The organism is Natrinema soli (assembly GCF_028618695.1).
In genome coordinates this window covers 1-888 of the sequence record NZ_JAQIVI010000285.1, presented here as the reverse complement: position 1 = coordinate 888, position 888 = coordinate 1, and the positions used below count along the sequence as shown (strand labels likewise).

1 protein-coding gene is annotated in these 888 nt (G+C 68.5%); it reads right to left on the bottom strand.

Annotated features, from left to right (window positions below; genetic code table 11):
• A partial coding sequence (locus tag PGX04_RS17265; RefSeq protein ID WP_273739649.1) for a class I SAM-dependent methyltransferase occupies positions 1-888 on the bottom strand: 888 nt, incomplete at both ends.

Sequence of the window (888 nt, the reverse complement as noted above, 5' to 3'; positions counted from 1 at the left end):
CGCTCGAGCGGCCGGTCCCAGAGCCGCGACTCGGGGGTCGCCTCGTGGTAGTGGACGACGCCGCCGGGGACGAGCGCTGCGAGGGCGTCGGGGAGGAAGTCGTGAGCCTCGTCGGTTCGCGTTCCGTGGTCCACCGCATCGTTTCCGTCGGCGTCCGAGCCGTCAGAACTCCCGTAGTAGCCCATGACGACGCGATCGGCATCGATCTCGCTCGCGAGATCGCGACAGTCGGTCATGTAGGCGTCGACCCGATCGCCGACGTCATTGAGCACGGCGTTCTCGAGCAGGTAGCGAAAGGCGGTCGGGTTGATTTCGGTCGCGGTCACCCGCGCACCCGCTCGAGCCATCGGGAGGGTGAAGTAGCCGATACCGGCGAACATGTCGAAGACGTGCTCGTCCTCGCTCCCTAGTTCGCCCATGCGGGCGCGCTCGGCCTGATTACCCGGGGAGAACATCACTGTCGCGGGATCGAGTCCGTACCGTGTGCCGTGTTCGGTGTGGATCGTCTCCGTGTCGTCGTCGCCCGCGATCAGTCTGGTGCGGGGCTCGCGATAGGTGCCAGCTGTCCCATTGTTTTCGATCCCCTCGTCGGCCAGCACGCTGTCGGCCTCGCCGTGTAACTCGAGCAGGGCCTCCCCGAGTGCGGCCTCGTCGGGACAGTCCTCCGGAACCGTCACGAGGATCACCGAGCCGATCACCGCCCACGAGCCCGGGACCGACTCGAGGTCGGCGTCGCTCCAGCCCCGCTCGGCCAGCAGGTCCTCGAGGTCCGGGTTACGGGGCTCGGGCTCGAGCTGCCGGACCACCTCTCGCACCCGCGTTTCGGTCGGCGGCTCCGTGATCGGGAGCGCGACCCGCTCGGGCTCGTCCTCACGGTCGCCTTCGGCT